At 41.8% G+C, this 25,277-nt stretch carries 20 protein-coding genes and 1 pseudogene; 11 read left to right on the top strand and 10 right to left on the bottom strand.

Annotated elements, in window-relative coordinates:
- The first annotated feature begins 40 nt into the window (after positions 1 to 40).
- Together AC0KVP_RS06865 and AC0KVP_RS06860 are read left to right on the top strand one after the other, a co-directional pair.
- Positions 41 to 436: a DUF3144 domain-containing protein gene (locus AC0KVP_RS06865; RefSeq protein WP_473339853.1), complete on the top strand. Its 396-nt coding sequence runs from the start codon at positions 41 to 43 to the stop codon at positions 434 to 436.
- Positions 437 to 557: 121 nt separating this feature from the next.
- A pseudogene (locus tag AC0KVP_RS06860) lies at positions 558 to 1,624 on the top strand (amidohydrolase family protein).
- Between the two features lie 80 nt (positions 1,625 to 1,704).
- On the opposite strand, the gene AC0KVP_RS06855 reads toward AC0KVP_RS06860, so the two are convergent.
- The 3 genes from AC0KVP_RS06855 to AC0KVP_RS06845 all read right to left on the bottom strand — a co-directional run bounded on the left by AC0KVP_RS06855 (position 1,705) and on the right by AC0KVP_RS06845 (position 6,997).
- Entirely contained in the window at positions 1,705 to 4,482 is a 2,778-nt protein-coding gene (locus tag AC0KVP_RS06855) for a M16 family metallopeptidase (protein ID WP_473339851.1), read from the bottom strand.
- Positions 4,483 to 4,628: 146 nt separating this feature from the next.
- Positions 4,629 to 5,456 carry a PhzF family phenazine biosynthesis protein gene (locus tag AC0KVP_RS06850; protein ID WP_473339848.1) on the bottom strand — a complete coding sequence of 276 codons (828 nt, stop codon included), beginning with the start codon at positions 5,454 to 5,456 and terminating at the stop codon, positions 4,629 to 4,631.
- A gap of 152 nt (positions 5,457 to 5,608) precedes the next feature.
- A complete protein-coding gene (locus tag AC0KVP_RS06845) occupies positions 5,609 to 6,997 on the bottom strand; it encodes an L-cystine transporter (RefSeq protein WP_183175936.1) in 1,389 nt (462 codons plus the stop codon).
- Between the two features lie 159 nt (positions 6,998 to 7,156).
- On the opposite strand from AC0KVP_RS06845, the gene AC0KVP_RS06840 reads away from it, so the two are divergent.
- Positions 7,157 to 7,762: a flavin reductase family protein gene (locus AC0KVP_RS06840; protein WP_473339845.1), complete on the top strand. Its 606-nt coding sequence runs from the start codon at positions 7,157 to 7,159 to the stop codon at positions 7,760 to 7,762.
- 108 nt (positions 7,763 to 7,870) lie between these two features.
- The gene (locus AC0KVP_RS06835) at positions 7,871 to 9,073 is read left to right on the top strand and encodes a YbfB/YjiJ family MFS transporter (protein WP_473339844.1); all 1,203 of its coding nucleotides are present in this window, start codon (positions 7,871 to 7,873) and stop codon (positions 9,071 to 9,073) included.
- Positions 9,074 to 9,282: 209 nt separating this feature from the next.
- Here AC0KVP_RS06835 and AC0KVP_RS06830 read toward each other — a convergent pair whose 3' ends face one another.
- The 3 genes from AC0KVP_RS06830 to icd form a co-directional block, all read right to left on the bottom strand.
- A complete protein-coding gene (locus AC0KVP_RS06830; RefSeq protein ID WP_473339843.1) occupies positions 9,283 to 9,834 on the bottom strand; it encodes a M23 family metallopeptidase in 552 nt (183 codons plus the stop codon).
- Positions 9,835 to 10,183: 349 nt separating this feature from the next.
- Positions 10,184 to 10,357: a hypothetical protein gene (locus AC0KVP_RS06825; RefSeq protein ID WP_004696738.1), complete on the bottom strand. Its 174-nt coding sequence runs from the start codon at positions 10,355 to 10,357 to the stop codon at positions 10,184 to 10,186.
- Positions 10,358 to 10,640: 283 nt separating this feature from the next.
- Entirely contained in the window at positions 10,641 to 11,894 is a 1,254-nt protein-coding gene (gene icd, locus AC0KVP_RS06820; protein WP_473339840.1) for an NADP-dependent isocitrate dehydrogenase, read from the bottom strand.
- Positions 11,895 to 12,091: 197 nt separating this feature from the next.
- Between icd and AC0KVP_RS06815 the strand changes: the two genes are divergently transcribed.
- Positions 12,092 to 12,880 (top strand): pseudouridine synthase, encoded by a 789-nt coding sequence (locus AC0KVP_RS06815; protein WP_005401097.1) that lies wholly within the window; start codon positions 12,092 to 12,094, stop codon positions 12,878 to 12,880.
- A 153-nt stretch (positions 12,881 to 13,033) separates the two neighbouring features.
- The gene (locus AC0KVP_RS06810) at positions 13,034 to 13,654 is read left to right on the top strand and encodes a hypothetical protein (protein WP_005401096.1); all 621 of its coding nucleotides are present in this window, start codon (positions 13,034 to 13,036) and stop codon (positions 13,652 to 13,654) included.
- A gap of 120 nt (positions 13,655 to 13,774) precedes the next feature.
- Here AC0KVP_RS06810 and AC0KVP_RS06805 read toward each other — a convergent pair whose 3' ends face one another.
- A complete protein-coding gene (locus tag AC0KVP_RS06805; protein ID WP_473339836.1) occupies positions 13,775 to 16,006 on the bottom strand; it encodes an NADP-dependent isocitrate dehydrogenase in 2,232 nt (743 codons plus the stop codon).
- A 513-nt stretch (positions 16,007 to 16,519) separates the two neighbouring features.
- Between AC0KVP_RS06805 and uraH the strand changes: the two genes are divergently transcribed.
- A complete protein-coding gene (gene uraH, locus AC0KVP_RS06800; RefSeq protein ID WP_058951816.1) occupies positions 16,520 to 16,918 on the top strand; it encodes a hydroxyisourate hydrolase in 399 nt (132 codons plus the stop codon).
- An 81-nt stretch (positions 16,919 to 16,999) separates the two neighbouring features.
- On the opposite strand, the gene AC0KVP_RS06795 is transcribed toward uraH, so the two are convergent.
- Positions 17,000 to 18,703 carry a M61 family metallopeptidase gene (locus AC0KVP_RS06795; protein WP_473339833.1) on the bottom strand — a complete coding sequence of 568 codons (1,704 nt, stop codon included), beginning with the start codon at positions 18,701 to 18,703 and terminating at the stop codon, positions 17,000 to 17,002.
- A gap of 179 nt (positions 18,704 to 18,882) precedes the next feature.
- On the opposite strand from AC0KVP_RS06795, the gene AC0KVP_RS06790 reads away from it, so the two are divergent.
- From AC0KVP_RS06790 to slyD, 3 genes are all read left to right on the top strand, one after another.
- Positions 18,883 to 20,193: a D-alanyl-D-alanine carboxypeptidase PBP6B gene (locus AC0KVP_RS06790; RefSeq protein WP_473339829.1), complete on the top strand. Its 1,311-nt coding sequence runs from the start codon at positions 18,883 to 18,885 to the stop codon at positions 20,191 to 20,193.
- 125 nt (positions 20,194 to 20,318) lie between these two features.
- A complete protein-coding gene (locus AC0KVP_RS06785) occupies positions 20,319 to 21,620 on the top strand; it encodes an NAD(P)/FAD-dependent oxidoreductase (RefSeq protein ID WP_473339827.1) in 1,302 nt (433 codons plus the stop codon).
- Between the two features lie 138 nt (positions 21,621 to 21,758).
- Positions 21,759 to 22,241 carry a peptidylprolyl isomerase gene (slyD, locus tag AC0KVP_RS06780; RefSeq protein ID WP_004696728.1) on the top strand — a complete coding sequence of 161 codons (483 nt, stop codon included), beginning with the start codon at positions 21,759 to 21,761 and terminating at the stop codon, positions 22,239 to 22,241.
- Positions 22,242 to 22,308: 67 nt separating this feature from the next.
- On the opposite strand, the gene AC0KVP_RS06775 is transcribed toward slyD, so the two are convergent.
- The gene (locus AC0KVP_RS06775; RefSeq protein ID WP_473339823.1) at positions 22,309 to 22,587 is read right to left on the bottom strand and encodes an acylphosphatase; all 279 of its coding nucleotides are present in this window, start codon (positions 22,585 to 22,587) and stop codon (positions 22,309 to 22,311) included.
- Entirely contained in the window at positions 22,584 to 24,053 is a 1,470-nt protein-coding gene (locus tag AC0KVP_RS06770; protein WP_473339820.1) for an NAD(P)H-hydrate dehydratase, read from the bottom strand. Before AC0KVP_RS06770 ends, AC0KVP_RS06775 begins: the two co-directional genes overlap by 4 nt.
- Before the next feature lie 22 nt (positions 24,054 to 24,075).
- Here AC0KVP_RS06770 and queG point away from each other — a divergent pair, with 22 nt between their 5' ends.
- Positions 24,076 to 25,170 carry a tRNA epoxyqueuosine(34) reductase QueG gene (gene queG, locus AC0KVP_RS06765; protein WP_473339816.1) on the top strand — a complete coding sequence of 365 codons (1,095 nt, stop codon included), beginning with the start codon at positions 24,076 to 24,078 and terminating at the stop codon, positions 25,168 to 25,170.
- Positions 25,171 to 25,277: the final 107 nt, after the last annotated feature.

Raw genomic sequence — 25,277 nt, 5'->3', positions numbered from 1 at the left:
TAATGCAGTCTGAGTTATTTATGTATTTTAGGACAAGTTCATGGTTCAGAAGATTGAAGCAACAGATGTAACCGAAGAAGAAGCGTTGAATGCTGCTTTTTTTGAACGTGCAGATGAATTTATTAAGCAAGCCAACGATTTTTGTCGCACTGAAAAAAGTTCACAAGTGAAACCTGCTGAAATACGTGGCCAAGTGAGTGCTGCGATGTTGTTTGGTACAGCACGCTTTAACACGTGGGTGGCAGCCAACAACTTTAAAGATGGCGATGAAATGCGTGATGCCAAAGAACAAGTGATGTCTTATATTTTGCAGCAGTTCCAAATGATGCTTGAAGACAACTATGACGAATATTGTGAACAGTTTGAAAACTACCTTCGTTTCCGTCATAACGAAGAATTTCATGCTAACAAGCATGACCACAAACACGATCACTGATCAATCAAAGCCTGCTTCATGCAGGCTTTTTTCATTTCGCCGTATTTGAAACGAAATACAATGTTGCAACACCTCAATTTACAGTAAGGTAATCGCTAAGGAATATAACTTAGGGAAGAACATGCAGCATTTGGACTTTGCACTCATCGATCCGCACATCCACCAGTGGGACCCATATAACACGCCACATGCAGCGGCTTTGGCAGTCAAATTATTGGGCAAGCATCCTAAGCTTTTGGACAAAATGGTTCGTTTGGTGAAACCTAAAGATCTGATTGAAACCCTAGGCCTAACCCGTCATATCACACGTCCTTATTTGCCCCAAGACTATAAACGCGATACTGGCCCATACACAGTAGAACAAGTAGTGCATGTAGAAGCCAGTTGGCATCACAGCAAAGGTAAAGGCGTGGTTGAGGAAACTCAGTTTATCGAGTCTTTAGCTTTTGGGGTAGATACCGTCAAATTGGGTGGCATTGTCGCAACAGCTGACCCACGTGATCGTAACTTTAAAAAGATCCTAAAATTACATCATAAAGCTTCACCACACTTTCGTGGTATTCGTAAAATGGCGTCTTTTCATGAAGACAAACAAATCCATGCGTGGACAGATGAGCCCCACAGTTATATCGCAATAAAAAATTTCTCAAAGGCTTCGAAGTACTGTCCCAATACAACTTGAGTTTTGATGCTTGGGTTTATTCGACACAGCTTGAAGATGTAATTTATCTGGCCAAGCAGTTCCCAGAAACTTCCATTGTGCTGGATCATTTGGGTACACCCGCAGGTTTATTTGGCCCAATTGGTGCAAATACAGGGATGACACAGACGGCGCGGGAAAATATTTTCTTCCGTTGGAAGGACGACTTAGCAGAACTCGCCAGTTGTCCAAATGTCTATACCAAAATGTCAGGACTCTTCATGCCTGTATTAGGACATCGCTTTCATAAAGAAGGTCGACTGGCGTCTAAACAAGAAGTCTTTGACCTTGCACATCCCATGATTACACATGCCCTCGCCTGTTTTGGCACCTATCGGGTGATGTTTGCCTCTAACTTTCCGATGGATTTGGTCAGTACATCGTTGGAGAATATTATCGATGCCTTTAGTGATGTTGTCGCAGCCTATGACCCTGATGCTTTAGAGCGCGTATTCCATCACAATGCCAAACAGTTTTATCGGCTTTAATTGAAAATTAATTCACAAAACCTATGACAAAAAGAACCCCTCAATTTTGAGGGGTTCTTTTTAGCTGAGAACTGAAATCTTTACTTTTTCAACGCTGGCTGCGCTTTGCCATATTGGTCAGCCATCACTTCAACCAACTGATCCAGCTTAATATACTTCTGAATCACTGCATCAACATCGGCTTTACTGATTTTGGCCAATGCTAAATCACGCTGCTCACGATCCAGTAAAGTACGATTACGTTTCATTTGAGGAATCAACATGCGATGGATATTGCGACTATCTTCAAGTGCAGTCACACGCTTTTTCAAAATATCGGCCTTGGCAGCTTCCACTTCCTGTTCGGTAACGCCTTTTGCCAGTAACTCATTCAACACTTTATAGACTGCTTGAGACACTTGAGCCGATTTGCCTGCGCTATAGTTTGCATCAATCGTCAGTGCTCCTGACTCCGTCCAGTCATCCAGCGAAATGCTGCTGCCAAAACCATAGACCAAGGCATTCTTTTCACGTAGCTCTTGCGCCAAACGAGATGATAACTGCGACTCACCTAAGATGTGCTCAAGTACCTGTAAAGCAGGTGCATCTGGGTGGTATGTGCCCACAGGGAACGTCATAATGCTCTGATAGCTACCAAACTCACGTTGCTCTGACAGTGCATGTACACGCTGCGCTTTATATGCAGTAAAGTCAGAAGTAATCCGCTGATAAGGCGCTGCCGAGTTCCAGTTTGCAAAAGCCTGATTTAAAGTCTTTTTCATCTTTTTCGTATCAATCACACCCGTTACCGAAATTTGTGCATGATTCATCGCAAAAAACTGCTGATACAGCTGTTTCACCTGTGCTTGTGTTGCGGCCTGATACTGCTTCTTGACATATTCAGGCTCGAAGTGATGTCGAATATCCCCTATTGGATAAGTTTCAAGTAAACGAGCAATGGTTAAAGCCGCTACAGTTTCAGGTTCTGTATATGGTCGATCTAGACTTGCTAAGCTTTGTGACTTAATCAAATCAAACTGGCTTTGTTCAAAAGTTGGATTTTTAAGTACATCGATCACGAAGTTAAAAAATTCATCAAATTTTTCTTTCTTCGCCACGATTGAAATATTGATGCCATTACCATTACTTGAGGCACTTGCTCCACCACCCGCATCGATCGAGTGATCGGCAATATCTTGCAAACTATATTGAGTTGAAGCTCTGAGCAGTAAATAAGAAGTCAGATCTAACAACTCTGCTTTATTAAACAAACTTTCTGCAGTACCAAAGTCAATTGAAATAGTGGCATAGGTTTTATCATCACGCGTGGTACTTGGGTACAGCGCATATTGCATGCCATTTTTTAACTTGCCACGCTGAATTTGTTTTTCAGCACTTTCTAAATACTGCTTTGAGCTTTTTACATATCCAGCCACTTCTGCCTTATACGCACTGACATCTTTCAATGGTTCTTCAGCCACGGCTTGCTGATCTAAAGTTTTTGTAGGCGTGGCTGCTGCCGATTGTTCAAGTGCTTTTTTTTGATCTTCTGGGGTTGGTAAAATAGTGCCTGAAATCCGATGCTCGGGTACTAAAAAGTCATCTAAACGTTGGTTCACATCAGTAACGCTGAGCTGTTGTAACTGTTGCTGATCTTTAAAGTATTGTGTCCAATCACCATTGGCAGAAACCACGTAGTCACTGAGCATGCCACCGACTGCCGTTGCACTACTAAACATGCTTTCTTGTGCATTTTTAATCATGCTCTTCACACGGTTGAGCTCAATCTCGTTGAAGTTTGGTGTTTTTTCTACACCAGTAACCAAAGCCGACTCAACTTTTTTCACATCATGGTTGGGTGCATAAACTGCGCCCATAAACACCATATTAAAATCTTGGTCTAACCATGTGGTTGACTGAACTGCTGTCGCCGTTCCCGTTTCTACAATGCTTTGGTACAAATGCCCACTGGGTTGCATGGTATATAAATACGGTGACACCGCCAACGCGGTCTTAATGTTCTCGTTTTTACCATTCAGGTAAATATTATATTTGGCGAAGTTACTGCCTTTTTTCACCACAAACTGGCGATCTTTAATCTTGCTGGCATCTAAGACAGGTACTTTAACTTTCGCAGGCACAGCGCGCGCTTTAATCGCACTAAACTTTTCATCAATCTGCTTCAGTACAGCTGCTTGGTCAAACTTACCTGAAATGACAAATACCGCATTATTCGGTGCATACCAGTCACGATAAAACTTATTCAGTTCAGCCATTTTGATTGACTGTAACTCGTTTAAATCACCAATCGGTAAACGCCCTAAATATTGATTGCCATAAGCGGACTTCCACATCTGATCCATGAGTACCGAAAAAGGCTGATCCATACGGACTTCTCGCTCACGTTTTACAATCGCGATTTCAGACGGTACATATTTTTCTTGGAGCACCAAGCCGTCCATACGCTCAGCTTCAAGATGAATCAGCTCATTAATCGCATTTTGTTCAGGACGAACTACATTAATATATTTGGTTGAATAATAGTCCGTGCTGGCATTATTCATTAAACCGTATTGATCTAAACGGCGTTGAAACTCGTCCCCTGGAACATTTTTAGTCCCCTTGAACGCTAAGTGTTCCAATAGGTGCGCTAAACCGCCCTTACCTTTTGGGTCGTTCAACGAACCAGTCAAATAGACCATGTTCATATACACTTTATTTTCTTTATCGTTTGGCGCAAGAATAATACGCAAACCGTTATCTAATTTATATTCTTCAATTTTCTGTTCCGATTTTACCAATACGGGTTGTGCCCATACTGTGCCCCCAAAGCCAAGTAGCAATACCGACAAACTCAATGTTTTAAAACGCATTAACATTATTTTTCCAAATAATTCGACAAAATATGAATGATTCTCAACATCATAGAGGAAAGTGAAATTATTTTTATAGTAATTTGGTGAAAAATAGCATTTTAATCAATGCTTATTTTTCACCAGTGGTTTTAATTTAAGAGAATTACAACTTAATCTAAGTAAAGTTCAGCCGTCATATATAACTTGGCATAGCCAGAAATTTGGATCCGCGTTTCAGACTGAATATCACAGTACAGTAATCCACCACGGCTCGATGCCTGATAGGCAATCAATGAGGTTTTACCCAACTTCTCCGCCCATAGTGGTGCAAGACCTGTATGCATGGAGCCTGTCACAGGGTCTTCATTGATGCCTTTATGCGGTGCGAAATAACGCGCGATATAGTCATAGTCTTGAGACGTTGAGGTCAGGGTAACATCCAAGTTTTCAGCAGTAACCGCAGTACTGACTTTATGCTTTTCTGCCAGTTGACGAATTTTATCTAAGTTCGGTTTGGCATCCTTAACGGCCTGCTCAGACTCACACACTAAAATATAAGCCTGTGGATTTAAATAGACTTCTTTAATTTCACAATCGACCAATTCATGAATTTCCGCAGGATAGTCTTCTAACTTTTGCGGTGCACGAATTGGAAAATTCATATAAATCTTGCCGTCAACATCTTGATCAATGATAAAAACACCCAAGTCTTTCACATGAAACTGGATACGTTTAGCATCGGTATAATCCCGAAACAGGACGAAACTGCTGGCTAAAGTCGCGTGCCCACAAAAGTCCACTTCAACCTGAGGGGTAAACCAGCGAATTTCATAGTTTTCAGCATCAATGACTTTCACAAAAGCCGTTTCTGCCAAATTATTTTCCAAAGCAATATTCTGCATCAAATCTACTGCTAACCATTCATCACGTACAATCACAGCGGCAGGATTACCTTTGAATAATTCAGTTGTAAAGGCATCGACTTGATACATTTTCATCGTTTTTCTCCTAAATTGAAGCTTTATTTTGCAAAAAACTGCGCAAAAAAATAGATACAGTTTTTAGTCATTTATGGATACACGCCCAATAAAAAGAAGCCTAATCATGAAGATAGGCTTCTTTTCAGTTCATAAGCTATATATTTCTCAGCTTAGACTTCTTTTAAGTCCACATTGTCTTGCTCAAAAATACGCTTATCGGTTTGACCTAAGACTTGGCTGGTCACGACACCTGCGGTCATAGAACCATTCACATTCAAAGCCGTACGCCCCATATCAATTAAAGGCTCAATTGAAATAAGCAGTGCAACCAAAGTCACAGGCAAACCCAACATCGGCAGGACAATCAGTGCTGCAAATGTTGCTCCACCACCTACACCTGCCACCCCAATCGAGCTCAAGGTCACAACACAAACCAAAGTCAAAATCCAAAGTGGATCGAGCGGATTAATACCCACTGTTGGTGCAACCATAACAGCTAGCATCGCAGGATACAGCCCCGCACAGCCGTTTTGCCCAATGGTCGTACCAAATGATGCTGAAAAGCTGGCAATCGACTCAGGTACGCCCAGACGTCGTGTTTGCGCTTCAATATTTAAAGGAATACTGGCAGCACTTGAACGGCTGGTAAACGCAAAGGTCAGCACAGGCCAAACCTTTTTAAAGAACTGAATTGGATTCACGCCTGTGAGCGCCAAAATCACGGCGTGCACGATAAACATAATCGCCAAGCCGATATAAGACGCAACCAAGAAGCCACCTAAGTTTAAAATGTCCGCCATTTTAGAATTGGCCACAATATTGGTCATGAGTGCGAACACACCATAAGGCGTGAGCATCATAATTAGACGCACCAACTTCATGACCCACGCTTGTAAGATGTCAATTGCAGACAACAGCTTTTGCCCTTTCTCAGCATCCGCTTTCATTAGGTTCAAGCCTGCAATGCCTAAAAACACTGCAAAAATGACTACACTGATAATGGAGGTTGGATGTGCCCCTGTCAGCTCGGCAAAAGGATTGCTCGGAATAAATGACAGAAATAAATCAGGCACTTGCAAGTCAGCCACTTGCCCAACATAGTCAGTTTGGATCGTATTTAAACGTTCAGTTTCTTGTGTCCCTTGTACCAAACCTGCCGCAGTTAAGCCAAACAGATTGGTCACCACCACACCGACAAATGCAGCAATCGCGGTGGTAAATAACAAAGTCCCAATACTGATAAAACTAATTTTACCCAATGAACCTGCATCGTGTAGCTTAATAACAGCGCCTAAAATGGAAACAAACACCAAAGGCATCACCACCATTTGTAGTAGTTTGACATAGCCTTTACCGACCAAATTAAACCACTGTACCGACTCTTGCAGTACAGGCGAATGCGTACCATAAAACCCATGTAAAGCAAGACCAAAAACAATACCGAGACAGAGACCTGCCAGTACTTTCTTCGCTAAACTCCAATCGGTTTTACGGGTTTGGCCCAGTAAAAAAAGCAATGCAATAAAAATGATGACATTGACGATTAAGGGGATATTCATATTGTTTCCCTAAATGATGCTGTCATAATTATAAATCAAAATTTAAACGGGCTTACTGTTTTGCGCCATATTCCACGCTGAATGTACAAATTTAGACTGAATTGGCAGTTTTAGAATGTGGTATAAAGCATTTAAACGGCTGTTAAAGTGTTCTTTTAAATGAATCAATCTCTGCTTAATCCTCACATTCTGCCCGTCCCTTTAGAAAAATCATATCGGCTACTCAACCACGGCCCGACCGTGCTGGTTTCCAGTCAAGATAATGAAAGCACCGATGTCATGGCCGCGGCTTGGGCATGTGCCCTAGAGTTTAACCCCGCCAAAGTGACGGTCGTCCTCGATAAATCTACGAAAACCCGCAGTATTATTGAAAAATCAGGTCTATTTGCTCTGCAAGTCCCTACACTTAAACAGCTGAAAATGGTCTACGCACTGGGCATGATCAGTCAATATGATGCTCCTGAAAAGTTACGTCAGTGTGGAGTCGAACTTTTTCAGTTTGGTCACAGCCCAATTCCAGTGGTTAAAGGCTGTAGTGCATGGATTCTGTGTGAACTTATTCCTGAACCACATAATCAACAGCAACATGACTTGTTTATTGGCAAAGTCATTGCCGCTTATGCAGATGATCGTGTTTTTAGAGATGGCCATTGGTACTACCATGAAGCCGCAGATGAATGGAAAAGTATCCATCATGTTGCAGGCGGGCATTTTTATACCATTGGTGATGCAGTGGATATTAACGCACTTAAAGACACTGAGTAAATTGACTGCGCCTTTATTCGGCTCGACTAAAGGCGAACATTACTCGATTGTTTTATTGTAAATTTCATCTTATAGTTCAAGTGTGTTTTTTAAACAAATAGTCAAATTATGATGAACAGGACGTTCTCAAGCACCGTACAACTGAGTCTCTTTCTCTGCCTGAGTATGTGCTTGGGAATTGGCATCTTACGTTTTTCTTATACCGCTCTACTGCCGTCCACTCGCGAAGCCTATGAATGGTCACACAATTTCGCCAGCCTACTCGGTAGTGCCAATCTGCTGGGCTATCTGATCGGCGCATTTTGGGCGATGAAGTTGCCACAAAATGCAAAAATGCCGATCTATATCATTTTTGCTGCGCTCTTTGGTTCAATCAGTCTGTTTGCCTGTGCATTTTCGCATTTTAACGAAGTTTGGTATTTGGTGTGGCGCATCATTTCAGGTATCGGCGGTGGTTTGCTGATGATTCTATCACCCAGTATTGTGGCGCAGTGCAGTGAGTTACAGCACCGTTTTAAAATTAACCTGATTGGATTTAGTGGAATAGGGATTGGCGTATTGGCGGCCACGCTGTTTATGCCGTATTTAGACCGTATTGCAATCAGCAGCGCATGGTTCATTCTCTGTGGCTTTGCATTTGTCATTACATGGTTATTATGGATACTTGTTCGCCCTTTCCAAAAACAACTGCACAGTATCCCTACAAGCCAGCCCCAGACTTATACAGTGAATAAAATTTACTATAGCTTACTCATTGTTTATGCCTGCAGTGCCTTTGCGTATATTCCCCATTCTTTGTTTTGGATTGATTATTTAAGCCATGTTTTAACGCTAAATTTATATTGGATTAATTTCAACTGGATTTTATACGGCTTAGGTAGCGCTTTGGGTGCAGCGACAGCTTATGCTTTAGCGCGTAAATTTGGCAATTTTCTGGCTTTAAAGATTTTATACAGTGTCTATATTGCGGCAGTTTTTATTGCGGTTCTGAGTTTTTCGCCTGTATTTACGCTTCTGTCTTCATTTCTCACAGGCCTACTGAACCCTGCGGTGGTCTTTCTCACCTCCTACACCATCTTACAACTCTACGGTTTGGCCTATAAAAAGTTGTGGAGTATGGCAACACTCAGCTTTGCAACGGTCCAGCTGGTCGGTGGTTTAAGTTTTAGTACCTTGCAGCATTTGGGTTGGTCATATCACTCTCAGTTTATGCTTGCTGCGGGAGTTCTCGGTTTAGGAACACTGCAATTGTTTTATTTTACCCGTACGACACCCACCTCCAATCCAACAACTAAAAAAGAGGCCTTTTAAGCCTTCACATTGAAGAGAATCAAAAAAGAGTTTTAACCTACTAGCGCTATAGAGAGTCGCCTATATTAAATACGTAGTGATATTTTTAACTTACTCCTAAATATTACAAACGTAAGGTGTAAGAATAAGAAAAGAGCTCAATTGATGTGCCTTCTATAACCAATACAATTCACGCATTCGAACTTTTACAGCTGTAAATCAAAGCTCAGTTATTTCAATGCATTTAAAGTTAAATACGGATAAGGATTTACGGCTCCTTTTCCAGTCCTATAAATTCCATAGTGCAAATGTGGTGGCGTATTCTTGGCATTGCCAGTGTTTCCGACATAACCCAATACCTCTCCTACTTCAACCCAATCACCCGTTTGAATATTAGGCGCATAAGCATCTAAATGTGCATAGTAGTGACGGCTTAAGTTTGGTCCCATTACCCATACCACTTGTCCACCTAAACTATTGATGCCGACATCCAAGACAATGCCTGATGTGGCACTTAAGACAGGTGTTCCGCGTTTAGCAAAGATATCAATACCTTGATGTTTTCGTCCCTGACCACGTGCAGCCCCCCAAGTATCTTGTATCTGCTTATGACTTACACCTTGTACAGGCACATTTAAATTTTTTGCTAAAGGTGTCTTATACAACTGCCAATATAAATATGGATAACTCAAACCTGCTGCTTCACCCGAAGCGGGTGGCTGACATCCACTCATCAACAGACTTGTACTTAAAATAGCTCCACTCAGAACTAAACGAGACATGATTCAACTACTCAGCTAATTTTTAGATATGAAAATAAGATAAACTTACTTATTCATACTAAATGCTTCATATATTGAAAGATATCTTACAAATGTAACGACAAAGCCCTCATATAAAATGAGGGCTTTGCTTCAAATAAACCTCATAAATTACTTACGTTTCTTCAGTTCTTTCTCTAAGGCTTTCAGCTTAGACTGATGCTTAGAAATCTTTTTTAAACGTGCTTTGATCTTCTGTTTTAATGTTTTCACAACATTATTCGACATAAGGTCCTCCTTTGGTTCAACTCCCTTTGATCGATTCTTCCTTGAAATACCTTTAACATTCGTTCATGAAATAGCAATACGCCTAGCGTTGTTGCTGATCTGGGTTCGGTTGGTTTTGATTCGGCTGTTTTTGCTGACCTTGATTTGGTTTGGGTTGTTGTTGCTGTTGTTGTTGATCTGGTTGTTCTTGCGGTTGATTCGGTTGTTGTTGACGTTGCTGCTGATTGTTCTGCTGTTGATTTTGTTGATTAGCCACGAGACTACTCCTTCATCATCTGCCGTAACATTCGACAAAGACCACCATACATCACTCAGCTAAAAACCCAAGCTATAAGCTGTATCAAAGTACTTCATTGTAATTACATGTATAAATTGTGGTTAATAATCAACTCTCCTTTTTATTTAACCTTACCTATACTCACTGAAAGCACGAATCCTTTAACCTAGTTTTACATTGCAAACCTATTTCCACAGCTATTTTCAAGCCAACAAAAGAAAACCCGCAGTATGTGCGGGTTTCTACAGATTCAGCTTAAAGCTTATTCCATATTCGCAATAATAGCCTCACCAAACTCTGAACAACGCAATAAGGTTGCATTTGGCATTAATCGCTCAAAATCATAAGTGACTGTTTTCGCCTCAATTGCCCCTGAAATCCCCTTAATGATCAAATCTGCCACTTCTACCCAGCCCATGTCCCGTAGCATCATTTCAGCAGAAAGAATAATGGAGCCTGGGTTGACTTTATCTTGCCCGGCATATTTTGGCGCTGTTCCGTGCGTGGCTTCATAAACAGAAATCGCCCCACCAATATTCGCACCTGGCGCAATACCAATCCCTCCAACTTCAGCAGCCAGTGCATCAGAAATATAATCACCATTCAGGTTTAAAGTCGCAATCACTGAATAGTCCGCAGGACGCATTAAAATCTGCTGCAAGAATGCATCGGCAATCACATCTTTAATGATAATGTCTTTACCATTTTTTGGGTTTTTAATTTTTACCCATGGCCCACCATCAATGAGCTCACCACCGAAACGGTCCATCGCAAGCTCATAGCCCCACTCTTTAAACGCCCCTTCGGTATATTTCATGATGTTTCCTTTGTGAACCAAGGTCACACTCGGCTTATCATTATCAATCGCAAATTGAATCGCTTTACGCACAAGACGCTGCGTTCCCTCTTTCGATACAGGCTTAATCCCAATACCACAGTTATCTTCAAAGCGGATTTTAGTCACGCCCATTTCTTCTTTGAGGAACTTAATCACTTTCTTCGCTTCAGGAGAGTCGGCTTTCCACTCGATTCCTGCATAAATATCTTCTGAGTTTTCACGGAAAATAACCATGTCGGTCAGTTCAGGGTGCTGAACAGGTGATGGTACGCCTTCAAACCAACGTACAGGGCGTACACAGACATACAAATCTAATTCTTGGCGTAGCGCCACGTTCAAAGAACGAATGCCCCCACCGACGGGTGTGGTTAAGGGGCCTTTAATTGAAACCACAAACTCGCGTAGCGCATCAAAAGTTTCTTCTGGCATATAAGAGCCATAAATTTTATTGGCTTTTTCACCGCAGTAGACTTCCATCCACTCAATCGAGCGTTTACCACCATATGCTTTTTGTACTGCAGCATCCACTACAGTTTTCATGGCTGGTGTAATGTCAACACCAATACCATCGCCTTCAATAAAAGGAATAATCGGTTGATTTGGAACATTTAATGATAAATCTGCGTTTACGGTAATTTTACTACCATCCGCAGGAACGATGATCTTCTGATAACCCATTTTGCAGGTGCTCCCTTTTATTATAATTGGCAAATTTAAAAAATAATTGCCGATAGACAATACTTTCCACTCTTCTTATCGCATAATAGCTTAATCGAATTCCGCTGTTTTTGAGATTTATACGAGAAATAACTACATTTCTCTATTAAATAAATCTTGATATTTCTTATTTTATGTAATTACAGAAGTTATTGACTATGAAAATCGTCATCCTGAATAAGCCCTATGACGTCCTCTCCCAGTTCCGTAAAGATGAAGCACATATGACGATGTCTGACTTTGTCAGCGACTCTACTTTGCGCTTGGCTGGTCGTTTGGATATGGACTCTGAAGGCTTGGTATTTTTAACCGACCATGGTGGTTTGAACCAATACATCACCAACCCTGCCAATAAAAAATTTAAAACATATTTGGTTCAGGTCGATGGTGATGTCACTGAGGAAGCCCTTGAGCAGTTGCGTAAAGGTGTAGAATTAAAAGATGGTATGACTTTACCTGCTGAAGCATCTAAAGTTGAACAACCTGAGTGGTTATGGGAGCGTGATCCTCCTGTACGTTTCCGTGCGTCTGTGCCGACTTCTTGGGTCGAAATTTCAATTTGTGAAGGCCGTAACCGTCAAGTACGTCGCATGACTGCTGCTGTAGGTTTTCCTACTTTACGTTTAATCCGTACTAAAATTGGTGCAATTGATTTGGTTCAAATGGGTTTACAACCAGGCGAAACTAAAGAAATCGAACCACTTTTATACCCTGACTTTCAAAATATTCCTGCGGAAGAACCTTACCGTTCACGCTCTTATGTGAAAAAACCGGGTGGTACAGGTGGTAAGCCTATGGTTCGTAAGAACAAAGATGGTTCTGTGAAAAAGTCAGGTACAAAGCGTATTTGGCAAATGGATGATAGTGAGAAACCAAAGCGTAAAACCAATGGTACAACACGTCCAAATACGAAAGCTCCACGTGGTCGCGGACGTAATGGTCGTTGAAAATTAAGTATTTTAAAGCCCACGAAAGTGGGCTTTGTTTTATTATTTGCTATTGCTTAATGATATTTCAAGCATATTTAACTAAACTATTTATCTTGTTCGATCTAGCATTCAATCAAATATATTTAATATTACTCACTCCAACTAAAATATATGATCAGAAAATTATCAACTAAATTATTAAAGCTATTCAGCTCTACCTATATCGTTTTCTTTATTCTCACCTTTTTTATTATTATTAATATTCTTTATCTATCATTTGGTGAATGGTTAATTGAATCAAAAATACCTGAAAGCACTTTAAATTTAATTGCATCTTTACTTAGTGCATCAGCAACAACTTTTGCAGCAATAACTGCAGCCGTTTTGGTTCTAAACTGGAAAAGCCAACATAATCTTTCTCTCATTTCAAAATTGATCACTGAAATCTGGGAGCTACATGGGCAATTCACCTCTAAGATTTATGTCTTAACTTATACATTTTCAATCGAAACAAAAGAATCAGAGTACAAATACTCTTATGCTGAACTTATCGAAATAGCCGTTCCCTTACGTTCAAAAGTACAACAATTACAAGTATTGCTTGAAGGTCAAATTGATGAGAAAAATTGGGAGTTTTTACAAGATTATTTAAATTATTTAGAAATGTTTTATCCTTGGTGTAATGTAGACTTCTTAGAATTTAGAGACAATCGAACAAATTTCGATCATGAATTCAAATGTGCTAATTCAGCATTATTAAGTGTATGCAGAGAGTATATTTCATTGAAATAATTTAATAATTCAAGAATTAAATTGCTAGTAACATCCTTACCTACAGATTGAATAACAAAAAAGCCGACGCATTCGCATCGGCTTTTTCACATCATCGACTAAAAGCCGATTTTGTTAAATTTAAACAGTTTCAAGTGCAGCATTAAGCGTAGCACTTGGACGCATTACAGCATTTACTTTAGCTGTATCTACAGCATAGTAACCACCGATGTCAGCAGCTTGACCTTGAACTTGAGCAAGTTCAGCAATGATTTTGTCTTCGTTTTCAGCAAGTGCTTTCGCAAGTGGCGCAAACTTCGCTTTCAACTCAACATCTTCATCTTGTGCAGTAAGCGCTTCAGCCCAGAACTTCGCTAAATAGAAGTGGCTGCCACGGTTATCAAGTTCACCTGTACGACGTGATGGAGACTTGCCATTGTCAAGTAACTGGCCAGTTGCTTGATCTAAAGTTTTCGCAAGAAGTTTCGCCTGAGCGTTGTCTTCTTTAATGCCTAACTCTTCAAGCGATACTGCAAGTGCTAAGAACTCACCTAAAGAATCCCAACGTAAGTGGTTTTCTTCAACAAGCTGTTGTACGTGTTTAGGTGCTGAACCACCCGCACCAGTTTCGTACATACCACCGCCCGCCATTAACGGAACGATAGACAACATTTTCGCTGAAGTACCCAATTCCATAATTGGGAACAAGTCAGTCAGGTAGTCACGTAGGATGTTACCCGTTACAGAAATCGTATCTAGGCCACGCGCTACACGTTCAAGTGTATAACGCATTGCACGTACTTGAGACATGATCTGAATGTCTAAACCAGCAGTGTCGTGGTCTTTCAAGTATTTTTGTACTTTCTTGATCACTTCATTTTCGTGCGGGCGGTAAGGGTCTAACCAGAAGATTGCTGGCATACCAGAGTTACGAGCGCGAGTTACTGCAAGTTTTACCCAATCTTGAATCGGTGCATCTTTCACCTGACACATACGCCAGATGTCGCCTTCCTCAACATTTTGAGTCATTAACACTTCGCCAGTTTCTAGGTCAGTGATGTTTGCAACACCCGCTTCAGACATTTCAAAAGTCTTGTCGTGTGAACCATATTCTTCAGCTTTTTGCGCCATTAAACCAACGTTAGGCACAGTACCCATCGTACGTGGATCGAAGTTACCATTCCACTTACAGAAATTGATCATTTCTTGATAGATACGCGCAAAAGTTGACTCAGGCATTACTGCTTTACAGTCATAAGGTTTGCCGTCAGCACCCCACATTTTACCGCCACCACGAATCATTGCAGGCATAGAAGCATCTACAATTACGTCGTTTGGTGAATGGAAGTTTGTAATGCCTTTCGCCGAATCAACCATTGCAAGTGCAGGACGGTGTTCTTGGCAAGCATGTAAGTCTTCGATGATTTCTTCACGTAAAGATGTCGGTAAAGTTGCGATCTTCTCGTAAAGACCAGCCATACCGTTGTTTACGTTAATGCCTAGCTCATCGAACAATTTACCGTGTTTTTCAAAAGCATCTTTGTAGTAAATTTTCACACAGTGACCGAAAACGATCGGGTGCGAAACTTTCATCATGGTTGCTTTCACGTGTAAAGAGAACAAAATTCCCGCTTCTTTACAATCATCAAGTTCTTTTTCATAGAAATCGCAAAGCGCTTTCTTGCTCATGAACATTGAGTCGATGATTTCGCCGTCTTGAAGTGCAACTTTTGACTTCAGAACAATCGTTTCACCAGACTTGGTGATGAGTTCCATTTTCACATTACGTGCACGGTCTAAAGTCATCGATTTTTCACCGTGGTAGAAGTCACCTTCATCCATGTGAGAAACGTGAGTTTGAGACCATTGCTTCCACTCGCTCATAGAGTGCGGGTGTTTTTTCGCATAGTTTTTCACTGCAGCTGGTGCACGACGGTCAGAGTTACCTTCACGCAATACAGGGTTTACAGCTGAACCAAGACATTTGCCATAGCGTGCTTTAAGCGCTTTTTCGTCTTCAGTGGTTGGGTTTTCAGGATAGTCAGGAATCGCGTAGCCTTTTGATTGAAGCTCTTTGATACATGCTGTTAACTGAGCAACAGAGGCACTAATATTCGGGAGTTTGATGATATTAGTATCTGGATCTTGGGTAAGACGACCTAGTTCTGCAAGATTGTCTGGGACTTTTTGCTCTTCTTTTAGGTATTCAGAGAATTCTGCGAGAACACGTGCGGCAACAGAGATATCAGTTTTAACGATCTCTACACCAGCAGGTTTAGTAAAGGTCTCAATGATCGGCAGTAGCGAATAAGTCGCTAGCAATGGCGCCTCGTCGGTCAGTGTGTAAATGATGGTTGACTTTCCACCAGCCATATATAGCCCCTTGCGTTAGATTGAGTTTTTTAGGGTGATGAGCTTCTGGCTCAACCCCTGCGAACCGATGTGCTTGAATAAAACCCTGAAAGTATCGTCCCTCAGGGCTTTCCAGTCAACGTAATATCCAGTGATAACGACATTTCGCCAGAAAATACCACTACAGCCTTCGTTTTTCAAAATCACGTCTTTCCACAAGGCTTTAGCTTTTGCTTAGCAAATAAACAAATTTTTTAGCGAAATGTGTTATTTACCTCATTTAAGCCACAACAACAGATATTTTTCACATAATACAGTCTTCAAATCGTTTTACAGTCTTGTAGCCCTACATGCATAAGCATGACTTTTCTCATCGCTAAATTTAAATCGGAAGAGCCACTCATCATGCCGCAGCTTAAATATTGATACATAAACCCTCTACGCGTACTCCCCCATTTTTACATTTTTAAACCTATGTTTTTTATAGGGTTGGTTAAACTGAATCTTTTTCCTGCAACGGTAAGGGTCAATTCAATGCTAAAAATGCTGCTTCCGCTCATTGGACTTGGTTTTTCTTCTTGGTGTTTTGCTCAAAATCCATTGAGCGTCCATGTGCTGAATTTGGAAAATGGTCTCCCTTCTGCCAATGTCAAAGTGACACTTGAAGCCCAACAAAATGATAAATGGACAGAAATCAGCTCAAGCACGACCGACGACCAAGGTCGAATCAATGATTTATATCCCAAAGATACGGCCTTACAAAAAGGTGTATACAAAGTTACCTTTAAAACAGGTGATTGGTTTCGCCAAAAAAATCAGCGCTCATTCTTTCCTGAAGTGCCCGTGGTGTTTGTAATTGATGGCTCATTGGATCATTACCATATCCCGCTGTTAATTAGCCCATATGGCTATTCCACTTACCGTGGTAGTTAATGCACATAAATAAGCGCATAAAAAACCGATGCCTAAGCATCGGTTTTTGTCTGTACAGAATCAAATAAAGTGGCTTAGGGACTAAGCCTTGAACCACTTCTCTGCTTTTGCTTGGTCTTCAACTTTCAATTCAACTTCCGTCAGCTCTGAGCCAGCAGCTTTGACGTCAAAGCTCATCAACTCATCACGGCGGAATGCCAATATGCTATACGAGCCTTCTTGCTTGGCATACTTTTCTACCAGTTTCACCGTTGCTTTGAGACCATCAATCGCAATGATCACATCATGGGCAGAAAGGCCAGCTTGAGCCGCAGCACCATCACGACGCGCGCTTTGTACCAACACGCCTTCTGGCTTATCTACAAGCTTTAAACCTAGCGGTAATGACTTGTCATTTTTCAGGCTATAACTTAAACCAAATTCAGGGAAAAGTTGATCCAGCGGCAACTCATCTGTGGTGTTAATTAAGTGATTGATTTGCTCAATCCAGTTATCACCTGTCAGCTCATTACACAACTCAACAATCGTACGCTCATGTACTTGTATGCCCTTTTGCGCGTTCTCATAAAGTTTACGCATAAGTGCATCTAGACTTGAACCACGTAAGCGCAAACCTAAGTCTAAGCATAGTGCAACCAAACAGCCTTTGTTGTAATAGCTAGTGCCTGCATTGTTCGAGTTTTCATCCTGACGGTAAAATTTCACCCATGCATCAAAGCTAGAGTCAGACACAGACTGAACAAAACGACCCGGATTTTGTAAATAGCGATCAATCTGCGTTTTGAGTAGTTTGATATATGAGGCTTGGGAAATCACACCACTACGTAGCAAAATCAGGTCATCATAATAAGACGTAAAACCTTCAAAAATCCAAAGCAAAGAGGTATAGCCTTCTTTATTTAGATCATAATTGACAAAGTTTTCAGGACGAATGAATTTGACCAACCATGAGTGGAAGTATTCATGGCTACATAAACCTAAGAAACGTTGGTAGTCTTCAGACGGCTCTTCAGGCTCATTGGCTTTTGGTAAGTCTTCACGTGGACTAATCAAGCTGGTTGAATTTGGATGCTCCAAACCACCATAACTATTTGCTGTAGCCATCGTCATAAAGGTGTAGTTTGAAAATGGCGCTGAGCCAAACATTGAAATTTCTGTTGCGCAGATTTTTTCAATGTCTTGCTGCATACGTGCAGCATTCATGGCATGTTTACCTGACACCACAAACTCGTGTGGAATGCCATTGGCTTCAAAACCCAAACGAGTCTGCTCTGCCAACTCAAATGGTGCATCAATCAGCTCGGCATAGTTTTTGGCTTTTAAGGTAAAACGACCTTTAACGAGGCTTTTTGAAGCCATACCGGTAGCCAATTGGAAGTGTTTCAGCTCATCAGGAAGGAACAGTTCAACTTCAACTGCTTTGTTTTCTTGCCCCTCTAAACCTAAGCAAGCACATGCAGGGTTTACATATAAGCGGGTTTGATCTACATACGCACCGCGCACCGACAGATCATAGGCATAGACATCATATTCAACCGTAATCAATTCATGGTCAGTATTAAAAAGACGCCATTTATTCTTTTCAAATTTTTGAATTTCTAACAAACGCCCTTCTTCATCATAAGCACGAACCGACTCTATATGCTTTGAAAACTCGCGAATGAGGTAACTACCCGGAATCCAAGTCGGTAATGAAAGTACCTGTGTTGGGTCTGCTACAAAACGTAAAGTCACGTGTATAAGGTGCTGACGATAATCGTCAAATTCGATCTGATAATGCAACATAATGGGCGATACAAAATAAAATGAAATGAGTTATAACTTAGCTTAGCATTATTTACGCCAGTTTTGCGTCACAGTCACATTTGTCTGCATTTTTGACTGGTCATTGAGGAAAAAAAGGCATAGCATTTGCAGCTGTTTTAGGTTTAAAAGTCACGGAATGGCTTGGTTAGGGAATTTCATTGAAAGCTGTCATCTACTTCATCGCTACACTCTTCGCCTTATGTTCAAGTTTCACTCAAGCGGCATTGCTCAACATTGTTCCTGAAACAGTTGAAGCTCAAGCTTGGACAGTTTTTGACAGCCAATCGGGGCAAGTCATTGCAGAGCATAATAGTCATGTTCAACGTGCACCCGCTTCGCTCACCAAAATGATGGTGGCTTATATTGCACTCAAAGAAATCAATGCAGGAAAGCTCAATAAGAGCGAAATTCTTACCGCAACACCTGTGGTCAGTACGGTGATGTGGGATGAATCCCAAATGTACTTAAAACAAGGTGAACAGATTTCTGTGGATCAGCTTCTAGCGGGTTTAGTGGTCATGTCTGCCAACGACGCAGCAGTGACTTTAGCGGAACGCATCTCGGGTGATATTCCAAACTTTGTTGCACGAATGAACCAAGAAGCCAAAGCACTGGGAATGACTGAAACGCATTTTCAAAACCCTGCGGGTATCACCATGCCAGAGCACTATTCGACCGCACATGATTTAGCGCTATTAGGCCAAGCCTTGGTGAATGAAACGCCAGACTATTTATACTATTCAAAACAGCAAAGTTTTAGCTATAACCAACGCTTTCACCGTGCAACCAATATTCTATTAAAACAAGACCCGACAGTAGATGGCTTAAAAACAGGTTATACCAAAGCAGCGGGATACAATTTAGCGCTGACAGCAAACCGCCCGACCATGAATCTAGATAGTCCAAACCGTCGCTTAGTGGTCATCGTTTTGGGTACAGAAAGCGCAGCAAAGCGTGCTGAAGTTGCACACAACCTCATGAATTTGTCTTATACCTATACTCGTAACGAAGTTGCGCTGAAAGATAAGCAAATTATCGCAGAACTGCCTGTAGTCAAATCGACATTGAAAATGTTCAAAGTGGAAAGTAAGCAACCGAAAATTGTGACCACATCACTGTACGATCAACCATATGCCATTGACTTACATGCCTTTGACCAGACCAACCAACGTATTATGCTCAATACAGGCAATGGCACTCTTCAACGCATTGATCCATTAGAGTCTACAAAAACGCATTTCAATATTGAAGTGTTGCAAAACAAGCTGACCGCTCCGCTGGCTGAAGTGATGCAACTGGCAAAAGTTCAGGTCTATCAAAACAATCAGCTCATTCAAACGTTCACCATTGAAGAAGATGTACAAATTGAAGAAGCCAATATTTTCCAACGACTAATGTTTTGGTTCAAAAGCTTGTTTCCATTTTTATCAAGCGATGAACCTAAAGTAAAAACCTATACACTCGGTTAAGTTCGAGCAGTATTCCTAGTTTTATACTTTATGTAACTTGTAAGACAATCTAATTATCAATAAATCAAGAAGATGGCATATTCAATGTCATCTTCTTTTTTTTAATAATAAATAGGTTGCTTCATATGGCTGTACAAACAGAACAAGTGCCACACCATATTGTCATTATTGGCGGTGGTGCTGGTGGTCTAGAGTTAGCAACGCAACTCGGTGACAGCTTCGCAAAATCCAAGTGGGTGAAAATCACCCTCGTCGATCAAAACCTCACTCATATCTGGAAACCCTTACTCCACGAAATTGCGGCAGGTACACTCAACCCAAGTGTTGAAGAAATTAATTATTTTGCACATGCGTCTAAACATCATTATGAGTTTGTTTGGGGTCGTTTTGTCGGCTTAGACCAAGAACATAAACAAGTAAAACTTGAAGCACGCCAATATGCCAAACAAAGCACTGAAACTACGCAGTTTGAACTCAACTACGACACCTTAGTCCTAGCCGTCGGTTCGACCTCTAACGACTTTGCGACCGAAGGCGCTAAACATTACTGCCATTTCCTCGACAGTCGCCAGCAAGCTGAAATTTTCCAGCAAGACCTTCTACATTTGTATTTAGATGCACAAAACCGCCCTGAAACACGCGCACTAAATATTGCGATTATTGGTGCAGGTGCCACAGGAGTCGAGCTTGCAGCCGAATTGGTCCATGCGAAAAGTACTTTTTTTAAATACGGTCTCAATAAAATTGACCCAAATAAAGTCAAAGTGACCTTGATTGAGGCAGCGGATCGTATTCTTCCCGCCCTATCCACCAAAATGGCAAATCACACCCATACTCAATTGGAAAAGCTTGGCGTTGAAGTCCTCACCCATCACCGTGTTGCAAAGTTAGATAAAGACCATGTCTATTTTGCTGACGGCTCACAAATCGATGCCGATCTTAAAGTTTGGGCAGCGGGCATCAAAGCGCCTGTCGTTTTAAATGCGCTTGAAGGCTTTGAAAAAGATGCGATTGGCCGCCTTAAAGTTTATGCGACTTTGCAAACCCGTTCCGACCCCAACATTTTTGCCTTTGGCGATTGTGCTCACTGCCAGCCCGCGGCCGATGAACCAGTCCTTGGCCCACGCGCTCAAGTGGCCAGTCAACAAGCGGCCTTTTTGGTTCGTGCGCTCAAAGCACGTATTCGTGGTCAGTCTTTGCCGATGTTTAAATTTTCTGACAAAGGCTCTTTGGTTTCCCTCAGTCAATACAAAGCTGTTGGCGAGCTACTGGGCCAAGTTAATGTGCAAGGCGTGCTGGCAAAAACCATGTATGTTTCTTTATATCGACTCCATCAGGCCACCTTACATGGCTATACCCAAGCTGGGCTGATGACCGCAAAAGACCTGATGAATAAAAAAGTCGGTCCGAAAATAAAATTGCATTGAAATCTAAAAATGCGTCCCCACTAATAAAAAAACGCCATAAGAACGTGGAAAATGCAGTTTTTTGCTAAATTTAGTCTACAAAAGCTGCTTTTCACTTTATGATATACCCCTTAAATTCTAAATGAATGGACGAAAAACATGACTGCTATCGCAAATGATCACGTGGTTTCTTTCAACTACAAATTGACTAACGCTGAAGGCGAAACGCTAGACCAATCACAAGGTGAACCACTTGCATATTTGCACGGCGCAGGTAACATCATCCCAGGTTTAGAAAATGCATTGCTAGGCAAAACTGTAGGTGAAAAATTCACTGTTACTGTTCCTGCTGCTGAAGGTTATGGCGAATACAACCCTGAACTCGTTCAAGAAGTTCCAGCGCAAATGTTCCAAGGCGTAGACAACATCCAAGCGGGTATGCAGTTCCAAGCTCAAACTGATGATGGCGTTCAAATCGTAACTGTAAAAGCAGTTGAAGGCGAAAACGTAATTGTTGATGCGAACTTCCCACTTGCTGGTCAAGACTTAACTTTCGAAGTTGAAATCGTAGAAATCCGCGATGCAACTGAAGAAGAATTACAGCACGGCCATGCGCACGGTGCTGGTGGTCACCACCACTAAGATTTAACATCTTAGAAAAAAGGGCGAAAGTTAAACTTTCGCCCTTTTTTTATTTTTGAATACTTAGTCATTCGCGACGTATTTGAAAATCTGTAAATCTTTGCTGTTCTGAAGCAAGTTCTACGATGACCACATCAGTGACTACCGCATGAGTTGGCCCGACTTTAGCGAAATTCACCAGTTCGGCAACCACACCATCATCACCCAAAAGCAGCGCTTCAACTGCACCTGAATCCAGATTCTGTACATAACCCTTTAAACCTACAGCAACAGCATATTGTGCAAACCAGCGTCGATATCCAACACCGTGAACTTTTCCCGATATGGTCAGTTTTACTGCTTTCATACTGTATGCTCTCGGTTCACGACCGTATAAATAGCTTGACTCATTTGCTGCGCTTGTAAACCACGCTCACCTTGCTGAGCCAAAAGGTCACCTGCTTGGGCATGTAAGGTCACAATTTGATGTAACGCAATGTCATCTTGCAACTGTGCTTTTAAACTGGCAATCATACCTGCCAATACATCTCCCATTCCACCTGTTCCCATCCCTGGATTACCTACGGTACAAATCCAAAGTTGCGTATCTAAAATCAAGCTTCCCGAACCCTTAAGCACCCATTGTCCTGCATATTTTTCTTGTAAGGCATAAATAGCTGCAATACGGTCGGACTCCACCACTGAGGTACTGATACCGAGCAAAGTCGCGGCCTCCCCAGGATGCGGTGTTGCGTACACCTGCTCACCGAGTTTTACTGGCTTTTCAGCCAAAAACCATAAAGCATCCGCATCCAACACCACCTGTAAAGCACTGGTCTGAATGAGTGGAAACCATGCATCAAACTGCTGCTGAGCCCACGAGTCTCTTCCCAAGCCCATACCAAAACTAACTGCATCCACATGAGCCACCAATGCTTCACGCTCTTGGAGCGACATTTGGTTAATATCACGCAGCATAATATTGGGTGCACGGGCTAGAATTGCAGTATGGTGTTTTGCATCACATACCACGGTCACCTTGCCTGCACCCGCATGAAAGGCAGCTTCTGCAGCTAACATCACCGCACCGCCCATCTGTGCATGTCCCCCAATCACCATTACGTGTCCGTAACTTCCTTTATGCCCAAAGGCTTGACGCGGTACAAGCTGCACATGCTGTGGAGCAAGTGAAGCTAAAGGTTTTAAAGCACTGTCTACAGGAAGTAGCGAAATAAGCGTGACCTCTCCTGAAAATGCTTTACCCTGTCCAGTAAATAAACCTACCTTTAGGCCGAGAGCCGTAAAAGTATAATCGGCGACAACTGCACAAGGTAAAGCTTGCCCCGTGTTGGCCTGCAAACCACTTGGAATATCAACCGCAATTTTTAAACCTGTTTGTCTATTGATCTGCTGAATCACTGTCTGCCAGTCTGAACTGAGTTCACGGTTTAACCCAATGCCAAACAAAGCATCAATATAGGCATCATATGAATGTTGAAAAGCAAAACCGCTATGAATCATTATCCCCTGTTGCACAGCTGCTGCATGTGCTTGTTGCAGTGAAGTAGACTCTCCCAAAGCTGCTGCATAAATTTCAACATCATAGCCTTGCGCGGCTAGATACGATGCAATCAAGTAACCATCACCTGCATTGTTGCCTTGACCACAACACACCGCAACGCTTTTGACCTGCTGCTGTTTAAGCCTAGACAGCATATGTTCAGTTGTTGCCCATGCGACTTGTTGCATCAGCCCATAAGCACTATTTTGCTGCGCGAACCAACGTCCTTCCCATGCTTGAATCTCACTGCTGTGGTACACTTGCTGATGCATGATTTTTCCTTTGTTCTTGGTTATGACAACATCCACATCTTCCTCAAAAATCCCTGTAGATCAATATGATCCAGAGCAGCTTAAGGCTTGGATTAAAGCTGAAGCACTGGCTTTAGGATTTTCTGATTGTGTCATCGCCAAACCAGATGCTCAAGCTGAATTGCCGCGTTTTAAAAAATATTTAGAACTTGGTTATCATGGTGACATGCATTTTCTTGCTGAAAACTTAGAAAAACGCGCAGATCCAACACTGCTTGTTCCGGGTACCAAAAGTATTATTTGTGTGCGTATGGATTATTTGGTAGCCGTTCCTGAACCACGTCTTGTGCCTTTTGCACCAAATAGCGCCATCATTGCGCGTTATGCACGCGGACGTGACTATCACAAAGTCATGCGTGGGCGTTTAAAGACCCTTTCTCAGAAAATCAAAGCCAAAGTTGGCGATTTTGAATCTCGCCCCTTTGCAGACTCAGCACCCATTTTTGAAAAATCATTGGCTGAAAATGCGGGCATGGGCTGGGTCGGTAAACACACCTTACTCATTCATAAAACATCAGGCTCATTTTTTGTTTTGGGTGAGCTCTTTACCTCTTTAGAGCTACCTTTTGACCAAGCCACCACCAAACACTGTGGTTCATGTAGCGCTTGTATTGATATTTGTCCGACCCAAGCCATTGTTGAGCCTTATTTATTAGATGCACGTAAATGCATTGCCTATTTAACTATTGAGTTCCAAGGCATTATTCCTGAAGAACTACGCCGCGGTATTGGTAACCGTGTGTTTGGTTGCGATGACTGCCAGCTCATTTGCCCGTGGAATAGCTTTGCCAAAACCACACCAATTGATGATTTTAACCCACGTCATGGTTTGGATGACATTCAACTAATTGACCTTTGGCAATGGGATGAAAACACATTTATGGCAAATACAGAAGGGAGTCCCCTACGTCGTACAGGCTACCAAAGTTTTATGCGTAACGTCGCGATTGGTTTAGGTAATGCACCATTTTCAGATGAAATATTGCAGCAATTACAAGCTTCTCGCCCAGAGCTAAACGATATTGTGCAAGTCCATATTGACTGGGCCACCCAAGAGCAACTGATGAAAAAGCACTAATACTTGCTTCAAACAGACTCAATCAATAAAAGTTCAATCAAATAGCCATTTGCTTGCATAATTTTATTTATTTTATCTATTTAGCTGCATTTTCAGTGTAACTCAAA

The sequence above is a fragment of the Acinetobacter sp. DL27 genome, from assembly GCF_055810995.1.
Note: the sequence above shows the minus strand (reverse complement) of the source record. Positions and strands in the feature narration are given on the sequence as shown.

What these genes read in the sequence shown, in the direction of transcription:
- AC0KVP_RS06865 (WP_473339853.1), top strand. Translation starts at nt 41, where the DNA reads ATGGTTCAGAAGATTGAAGCAACAGATGTAACCGAAGAAGAAGCGTTG.
- AC0KVP_RS06855 (WP_473339851.1), bottom strand. Translation starts at nt 4,482, where the DNA reads ATGTTAATGCGTTTTAAAACATTGAGTTTGTCGGTATTGCTACTTGGC.
- AC0KVP_RS06850 (WP_473339848.1), bottom strand. Translation starts at nt 5,456, where the DNA reads ATGAAAATGTATCAAGTCGATGCCTTTACAACTGAATTATTCAAAGGT.
- AC0KVP_RS06845 (WP_183175936.1), bottom strand. Translation starts at nt 6,997, where the DNA reads ATGAATATCCCCTTAATCGTCAATGTCATCATTTTTATTGCATTGCTT.
- AC0KVP_RS06840 (WP_473339845.1), top strand. Translation starts at nt 7,157, where the DNA reads ATGAATCAATCTCTGCTTAATCCTCACATTCTGCCCGTCCCTTTAGAA.
- AC0KVP_RS06835 (WP_473339844.1), top strand. Translation starts at nt 7,871, where the DNA reads ATGATGAACAGGACGTTCTCAAGCACCGTACAACTGAGTCTCTTTCTC.
- AC0KVP_RS06830 (WP_473339843.1), bottom strand. Translation starts at nt 9,834, where the DNA reads ATGTCTCGTTTAGTTCTGAGTGGAGCTATTTTAAGTACAAGTCTGTTG.
- icd (WP_473339840.1), bottom strand. Translation starts at nt 11,894, where the DNA reads ATGGGTTATCAGAAGATCATCGTTCCTGCGGATGGTAGTAAAATTACC.
- AC0KVP_RS06815 (WP_005401097.1), top strand. Translation starts at nt 12,092, where the DNA reads ATGAAAATCGTCATCCTGAATAAGCCCTATGACGTCCTCTCCCAGTTC.
- AC0KVP_RS06810 (WP_005401096.1), top strand. Translation starts at nt 13,034, where the DNA reads ATGATCAGAAAATTATCAACTAAATTATTAAAGCTATTCAGCTCTACC.
- AC0KVP_RS06805 (WP_473339836.1), bottom strand. Translation starts at nt 16,006, where the DNA reads ATGGCTGGTGGAAAGTCAACCATCATTTACACACTGACCGACGAGGCG.
- uraH (WP_058951816.1), top strand. Translation starts at nt 16,520, where the DNA reads ATGCTAAAAATGCTGCTTCCGCTCATTGGACTTGGTTTTTCTTCTTGG.
- AC0KVP_RS06795 (WP_473339833.1), bottom strand. Translation starts at nt 18,703, where the DNA reads ATGTTGCATTATCAGATCGAATTTGACGATTATCGTCAGCACCTTATA.
- AC0KVP_RS06785 (WP_473339827.1), top strand. Translation starts at nt 20,319, where the DNA reads ATGGCTGTACAAACAGAACAAGTGCCACACCATATTGTCATTATTGGC.
- slyD (WP_004696728.1), top strand. Translation starts at nt 21,759, where the DNA reads ATGACTGCTATCGCAAATGATCACGTGGTTTCTTTCAACTACAAATTG.
- AC0KVP_RS06775 (WP_473339823.1), bottom strand. Translation starts at nt 22,587, where the DNA reads ATGAAAGCAGTAAAACTGACCATATCGGGAAAAGTTCACGGTGTTGGA.
- AC0KVP_RS06770 (WP_473339820.1), bottom strand. Translation starts at nt 24,053, where the DNA reads ATGCATCAGCAAGTGTACCACAGCAGTGAGATTCAAGCATGGGAAGGA.
- queG (WP_473339816.1), top strand. Translation starts at nt 24,076, where the DNA reads ATGACAACATCCACATCTTCCTCAAAAATCCCTGTAGATCAATATGAT.